The organism is Paenibacillus kobensis NBRC 15729 (genome assembly GCF_004000825.1).
Classification (GTDB): Bacteria; Bacillota; Bacilli; order Paenibacillales; family Paenibacillaceae; genus Paenibacillus_T; species Paenibacillus_T kobensis.
Map to the genome: position 1 here is coordinate 67,743 of NZ_BILZ01000028.1, position 7,638 is coordinate 75,380.

At 57.1% G+C, this 7,638-nt stretch carries 4 protein-coding genes; all 4 read right to left on the minus strand.

Annotation, left to right across the window (positions count from 1 at the left end; genetic code table 11):
• Window positions 1–93: 93 nt before the first annotated feature.
• On the minus strand, window positions 94–3,090 hold the full coding sequence (locus PKO01S_RS16795) for a glycoside hydrolase family 6 protein (RefSeq protein WP_127532588.1): 2,997 nt from the start codon (window positions 3,088–3,090) through the stop codon (window positions 94–96).
• A gap of 92 nt (window positions 3,091–3,182) precedes the next feature.
• Complete coding sequence (locus PKO01S_RS16800; protein WP_246070605.1) at window positions 3,183–4,115, minus strand: cellulose binding domain-containing protein; 933 nt, start codon at window positions 4,113–4,115, stop codon at window positions 3,183–3,185.
• A complete protein-coding gene (locus PKO01S_RS16805; protein ID WP_127532590.1) occupies window positions 4,112–7,015 on the minus strand; it encodes a glycoside hydrolase family 48 protein in 2,904 nt (967 codons plus the stop codon). The genes PKO01S_RS16800 and PKO01S_RS16805 overlap by 4 nt, the downstream gene beginning before the upstream one ends.
• A 106-nt stretch (window positions 7,016–7,121) precedes the next feature.
• Window positions 7,122–7,638: cellulose binding domain-containing protein (locus PKO01S_RS16810; protein ID WP_281278924.1), on the minus strand; the 517-nt coding region annotated here is incomplete at its 5' end.

Consider the following 7,638-nt stretch of genomic DNA (forward strand, 5'->3'; position numbering starts at 1 on the left):
ATTTGCTGTCGGAACCGTATCAGAGCGCCCTTAGAGGGCGCTCCGATACATGTGCCTTATCCAATTGTTATCTTGCTGTTCTACAGTTGCTGCTTACGGCTCGATACCCCATACAAGCGTGCCGCTTTGATACAGCGTTACTTTGTTCCAGTCCGCGAATGCCGATTTCGTGCCGTCGAACGAGTAGTCATTGCTCTCGTTCAGGTTCGACCAGTCGGATTTCGCGATACGGATTTGGATGTCGCCGGATTGTCCGCCTGCTGCGATCGAGCCTGCAGCCGAGCTGAACGACAGCTCCAGATACGTGTCTGCATTCGTTTTCGCTGGGCTAATCGCGCTGAACGCACCGCTTACGTTCGCCGTGCCGACTTGCGCGTAGTCCGTCCAGAAGCTGAGTCCTGCGCTGGACGAATCTTTCGTCAGGTAGTAGCGCAGCTTCAGCCCGCTCAGGCTGACTGCCGAAGTGCCCGTGTTCTTAATATTGAACGTTGCATAGATCATATTGTCGGAAGCATTGTTATTGTTCAGCTTGTATTGAACGACCAGGTTGCCTGCAGGAGGCGTCACCGTGCCAGCTGGCGTTGCGCTAGCTGCTGCGGAGTTCGCGCTCTCGCCTGCGCTGTTGACTGCCGTCACGACATAGTAGTACGTCGTGCCGTTCGTCAGACCCGTGTTCGTGTACGTCGTGCCCGTTACGCCAGTCGCAACCGTCGTAAACGTGCCGCCTGCCGTCGTCGAACGCTTCACATTGTAGCTCGTTGCGCCGGACGATGCCGTCCACGTCAGTGCTACCTGTGCGTCGCCTGCCGTTGCCGTCAGCGATGCAGGGGCTGCTGGAACCGTTACCGTTGCTTGCGGCGTTGCCGAAGCTTGGGCCGAGTTCGAGGACTCACCTGCGCTATTAACTGCGGATACGACATAGTAGTACGTCGTGCCGTTCGTCAGACCTGTGTTCGTGTACGTCGTGCCCGTTACGCCCGTTGCGACCGTCGTGTATGCGCCGCCGCTCGTCGTTGCACGTTTCACGTTATAGCTCGTTGCGCCGGACGATGCCGTCCAAGTCAACGTCGCTTGTGCGTTGCCAGCCGTTGCCGTCAGGCTTGCTGGAGCTGCCGGAACCGTAACCGTCGCTTGCGGCGTTGCCGAAGCTTGTGCCGAGTTCGCGGACTCGCCTGCGCTATTGACTGCCGTTACGACATAGTAGTACGTCGTGCCGTTCGTCAGTCCCGTGTTCGAGTACGTCGTGCCCGTTACGCCTGTAGCAACCGTCGTGTAAGCACCGCCGCTCGTCGTTGCACGTTTCACGTTATAGCTCGTTGCGCCGGACGATGCCGTCCACGTCAGCGTCGCTTGCGCGTTGCCTGCCGTTGCCGTCAAGTTGGCTGGTGCTGCTGGAACCGATACAGTCGCTTGCGGCGTTGCCGAAGCTTGCGCCGAGTTCGCGCTTGTACCTGCGCTGTTCGATGCACTGACTACATAATAGTACGTTGTACCGTTCGTCAAGCCCGTGTTCGTGTAGCTAGTCGCCGTTACATTCGTCGCTACGTTCGTGTAAGGACCGCCGCTCGTCGTAGCGCGCTTAACTGTGTAGCTCGTCGCGCCGCTCGATGCTGCCCAGCTCAGAGCAACTTGTGCGTTGCCGGCCGTTGCCGTCAGTGAAGCAGGTGCAGCAGGAACCGTTGGGTTCGTGTTGCCTTGTGGTATTGGCGGATAAGCATTCGTTACAAGCTCAACGAATTGAGAATGGAACCAGTGGCCAGATACCGGTGCGTTCGCAAGCGCATTGGTAGGCTTGCCGCTTGCAGCGATATACGTAGGGTCGCACATTCTATCGAAGCCTTTGCCTTCGTTGTTATCAATAGCCGAGCTCGAGCCGTCGGATTCGCCCGGAGGTTTAATCCACACAAGCGCATCCAGATGCGAACCTGCGTAGCCTGTAGGCGCTACGGTAGGCGGTTCGCCCATGCCTGCACCGGATGGATTACACCAGTTGCCGCGGTGCGAGCGTCTGTCGATACGGCCGGAGTCCGCGTATGCGCTTACCGTGGAACCGCTCGCAACCGTTGGACGGTTCGGACCGCCCCATCCGTTACGGGACGTGTCGACGAGGAAACCGAGCGTAGCCGGCCAGCCTTTCGCTACGAAGCCGGAGTAGAGCGCAGCCGTAAAATCTGCTTCGTCGAAATAAGGGTTCCATTCATAATACGAAGCCGATCTCAGCGGTTGACCGCCGACGGACAGATCCGAGTTCGGCAGGTTCGGCTCAACGAGCGGCGTCGTGTTCGCCGTGTTCGTAATGAAGCCGTCTACGCTTGCAAGGCCAGCTGTTGTGCCTTGTACGACTTGCGTGATCAGATCGATCGCAGGACCGCGGTTCGAATCCCATCCGAGCCAGCCGGAATGGCCGAGATCCATGTAGTTATAAACGTTAGGAATGGCATGAAGCTTATTCAGCGCGTAGCGGGATGCTTCGACATAAATGCCAGACGAATTGGCAGCCGCGCAGTTCGCATCGCTTAAGTTCGTGACGAGGTTCGGGAGCGAGTCCGGCTCGATGATCGCAACGATCCGGATGTCCTGATACTTCGGATTTGAGAAAATCGACGCAATCGTATCAATATATTGCGTTTTGTACGTTGCGAGGCCTGCGGCCGTCAGCGGCAATTCGCCGTTGGAAGCGAGGGCCTTGCAATCGCGTCCTGGCAGGTCATAGATAACGAATTGCACGACGATCGGCGTATTGCCTTGCTTCGCTGCAAGAACAGCGTCCATCGTCTGCTCCAGGCTCTTACGTCCGCCGTTCACATCGCCGCCTTGGATAGCCGCGATGCGGTCCAGCCAGATCGCTGTCGGGTATGATTTAACCGTTTCCATTTTCGCTTTCAGAACAGGGTCTGATACTTGCGCAATGGACGTGTCGATCAGATTGGCATAATCAGGGTTCAAATATTGCGTAGCGCCGACATACGGATTGTCGACATGCGCTTCAGCTGCGGAGCTTGTAGCAGCGCCGAATGCGACAAACAGATTGAATACGACTGCGAACACGAGGAAGAGCTTCAAGGTGCGTTTCGTGATTACGTTAGACAAGATGTTTCATCTCCTTTTGATTGTAATTGCTGTTTATCCCTGAAGACCGGGAATCCGGCTGGCCGGACTCCCGAATCCTTGGAACCATTAGCTTACGGTTCGATACCCCATACGAGCGTACCGCTTTGATACAGCGTCACTTTGTTCCAGTCTGCGAATGCCGATTTCGTGCCGTCGAACGAATAGTCATTGCTCTCGTTCAAGTTCGACCAGTCGGACTTCGCAATACGAATTTGGATATCACCGGATTGTCCGCCCGCCGCGATGGAGCCTGCAGCAGAGCTGAACGAAATTTCGAGATACGTGTCCGCATTCGTCTTCGCAGGGCTGATTGCATTGAACGTGCCGCTGACCGAGCTCGTGCCGACTTGCGCGTAGTCCGTCCAGAAGTTCAGACCGGCACTCGTCGTATCTTTCGTCAAGTAGTAGCGCAGCTTCAGTCCGCTCAGGCTGACTGCCGACGTGCCCGTGTTCTTAATGTTGAACGTTGCATAAATCATATTGTCGGAAGCATTGTTATTGTTCAGCTTGTATTGAACGACCAGGTTGCCTGCAGGAGGCGTCACTGTGCCGGCCGGCGTCGCGTTTACAGATGCGGAGTTCGCAGACTCGCCCGCGCTGTTCACAGCCGAAACGACATAGTAGTACGTCGTGCCATTCGACAGACCCGTGTTCGTATACGTCGTGCCCGTTACACCTGTAGCAACTGTCGTGAACGTGCCGCCAGCTGTTGTCGAACGCTTCACGTTATAGCTAGTTGCGCCGGACGATGCCGTCCATGTCAGCGCCACTTGTGCGTCGCCTGCCGTTGCCGTCAGGCCTGCAGGCGCCGAAGGAACCGTCACGACCGCTTGTGGCGTTGCCGTCGCTTGAGCGGAGTTCGCGGACTCGCCTGCGCTATTCACAGCGGAAACGACATAGTAGTACGTCGTACCGTTCGTCAAGCCAGTGTTCGTGTAAGTCGTGCCCGTTACGCCTGTAGCAACCGTCGTGTACGGTCCGCCTGTCGTGGTTGCACGTTTCACGTTATAGCTCGTTGCACCTGCGGCGTCCACGTCAGCGTCGCTTGCGCGCTGCCTGCCGTTGCCGTCAAAGCCGTTGGTGCTGCCGGAACCGTGACAACCGCTTGCGGTGTTGCCGATGCTTGAGCGGAGTTCGCGGATTCGCCTGCGCTATTGACTGCGGTGACGACATAGTAGTACGTCGTACCGTTCGTCAGACCTGTATTCGTGTACGTCGTGCCCGTTACGCCTGTAGCAACCGTCGTGTACGGTCCGCCTGTCGTCGTTGCACGTTTCACGTTATAGCTCGTTGCACCTGCGGATGCCGTCCACGCCAGCGTCGCTTGCGCGCTGCCTGCCGTTGCCGTCAAAGCCGTTGGTGCTGCCGGAACCGTGACAACCGCTTGCGGCGTTGCCGTCGCTTGAGCGGAGTTCACCGATTCGCCAGCGGCGTTCACTGCGCTAACGACGTAATAGTACGTCGTGCCGTTCGTCAGACCCGTGTTCGTGTACGTCGTGCCTGTTACGCCCGTCGCAACCGTCGTATAAGGGCCGCCGCTCGTCGAAGCGCGCTTCACATTGTAGCTTGCCGCGCCGGAGGATGCTGCCCACGTCAGCGTTGCTTGCGCATTGCCTGCCGCTGCCGCCAGCGTTGCCGGTGCACCCGGAACCGTAGGGGCCGCGCCGCTGTTGATAAGACGGTCATACTCGGCGTAAGCCGTTGCGATATCAACTTGCGCCCAGAAGCGGTGGTACGTGAACGTTGGCGTTCCGTTCTCCCACTTCTTCGTCGTCGTGTTGTACGACGTCGTGTACATATTTTGCAAATACGACCACATTGGATCTTGCGTAATCTTCGGACGTTGGTCCACATAGCTGATGTAGACGCCGTTGCCGCCTTTGGCAGGATCCGACGCTACGCCGTTCGTGCCTGGAAGGACTGCGCCTTGACCGTTCGTTCCTGACCAGCCGGATGGAATGTACGTCTCTTTCGTAAAGAAGCGGAAGTAGTCTGAACGCGGTTCCGGCTTCACGATACCGACGCCGTCATTGAGACTCCATGCCGTATTAAGCAATTGCGACGCCGTGTCTTTCGCTTGTGTGCCTTGTGCCGTGTAAGCGCCCGTATCCGCTTTCGTAGCTGCGGCATAGAAGGTGAGCGCTTTGGCGTAGCTGCCGAGTACGCCTAGATCCTGGCTCGGATCACGCGTAATCGTGTGGTAAGTCGGATTGCCTGTGTAAGCTGCAAAGCTGGTCCACGTATCCGGCTGACCCGTCCATTCCAGCGTGCCTGGCAGGTAGAACTCGCCTGGCGCAGACGTCGTTGCGACAACTGGATTAGCGCCGCCATTAATCCGTTGGCCGGCTGCGTTCAAATAGTAGCCGCTCGAATCCGTAACTGGTTTCTTGTCAATGAATACATAGTCGAGCGAGTAGTCGACCCATCTGTCCATGACTTGCTTCGCCATTTTGTAGTTGTTGCTCGTCTTATCGCCGCTCGATGCGAGGATATAGTACATCTCTGCAACGCGTTCGATCGGCCATGCCTGGAAGCCGAACCATTGGTTCGAATCCGGATCGTGATAGACCGGCGCTTTCTGATAGCCCAAGCCGTAGAACGTGCTCGTGCCCGAAGGGAACGCTTTGTACTCACCGTCCCAGCTGTTCGTTGCGCCGCCGCCGATTGCGCCTTCGCTCGATTGCAGCCAGGTATAGAACTCGAGCTGGCGGGTAAGCGAAGTGTTCCAATCCTGCTGTGCTGTAGGCGATGTCGGAATGAGACCGCCTGCCGTCGTCGACAATGCATAAGCCGCTACCGGGTTCTGGTAAGCTTGGTGCGCATGGCTAGCGCCAATCCGCCAAGCCCAGTTGCCTTGACCGTTCGCGCCGAGGCCGCCGCCCCAAGCCGTATACCATGCGAGGAGGTACATGCTCGCGTCTTTGCCCGTGCCCGGCGTCGAAGAGCCGCTGCCCGTGCCGATCTTTTGGAAATACTTGTCGTACATGTCATAACGGAGATAGTCGCCCATCTTCTTCGCTTTGTTCAAATACGTCGTATTGTTGTAGCCGAGCTGCTTCGCCCAGTACATGACTTGGATAACGCGGGCATCGGCGTCGGAGGCGTTCGTGTAGCGCCATTGAGCTGCAGGCGCTTGGCTTTCTTTGGTGAAGAGGCTCATGAAGCCCTCGTTCGTCTTGCCGAGCGTTTTGTTATCTTGGGACGGATGCGTCACCGATTCGAAGACGGATTCTTGCTCGCCGCGTGAGAATGTATTGACATACGTCGACGTATGGGAAGGATTCAGCAAGTTGCCGTATCCGTACCAGTTATCGACGTCGATCAGCCAGTGCATCAGATACGTCTGGTTGTTGCCGTACGTTGCTTTCAGCTCAGCGTCAAGCGGGTCCTTGCCTGGCGACTTGGAATTGCCCAGCTGCACTGGATATTGGTCCGGATAAGGCTTCTCCGGCGCATACGTAGCCGGGCTGTTCGGATCGTAGTAGTTCATTGTCGGCTGTTCTTCTTTGCCGTCGCCTTCATTGACTGGAATGATGTATTTCTCCATGTTGTCCCAAGCTTTCTCGAGCTTCGTCCAGTCACCCGAATAGTAGCCGTACAGCGTCTCCAGCCACAGCCAGTAGCTGTATGCTTCGGACGTGCTCATATGGCCGTAATCCGGCGCTTCGCTCAGAAGCGTCTCGATCGCGTGGTAAGGAATGCCTTCTTTCGAGAAGTAGCCGTTCGTTGGGCTGGTCAGCTGATTGTACAGCGTCAAGAAGCGCTGCGCTTCGACGGAAGTCGCCGGTGCTGCCGCAGCTGCTTTCTGAGGAGCTACTAGAGCTGCTCCGCCGACAATGGAAGATACGGACAGTGCCGCGCTAAGCGCGATTGCCAATCCCTTACGGGAGGCCTTGAGTACCATGAATAAATCCTCCTTCGAAAATGGTATTGCTCGGAGGGCTGAGCGCCTTCCTCCATCTATCTGAAGGCGCCGTCCCTCCTGTCTTCTACTCGAGACGTTCATCTGCTTACGGCTCGATGCCCCATACAAGCGTACCGCTTTGATACAGCGTCACTTGGTTCCAGTCCGCGAATGCCGATTTCGTGCCGTCGAACGAGTAGTCGTTGCTCTCGTTCAGGTTCGACCAGTCGGACTTCGCGATGCGGATCTGAATGTCGCCGGATTGGCCGCCAGCTGCGATCGATCCTGCTGCCGAGCTGAACGACAGCTCCAGATACGTGTCTGCGCTCGTCTTCGCCGGGCTGATCGCGCTGAATGCGCCGCTTACGTTGGACGTGCCCACTTGCGCGTAGTCCGTCCAGAAGCTTAAGCCCGCGCTGGACGAGTCTTTCGTCAAGTAGTAGCGCAGCTTCAGACCGCTCAGGCTGACCGCCGACGTACCCGTGTTCTTAATGTTGAACGTCGCGTAGATCATATTGTCATTCGCATTCGCGTTGTTCACCTTGTACTGAACGACCAGGTTGCCTGGAGGCGGCGTTACCGTGCCTGCTGGCGTTGCGCTGACAGCTGCGGAGTTGACGCCC

Excerpts from the sequence above, each read along its gene's own strand:
- PKO01S_RS16805 (WP_127532590.1), bottom strand. The coding sequence starts at position 7,015 with ATGGTACTCAAGGCCTCCCGTAAGGGATTGGCAATCGCGCTTAGCGCG.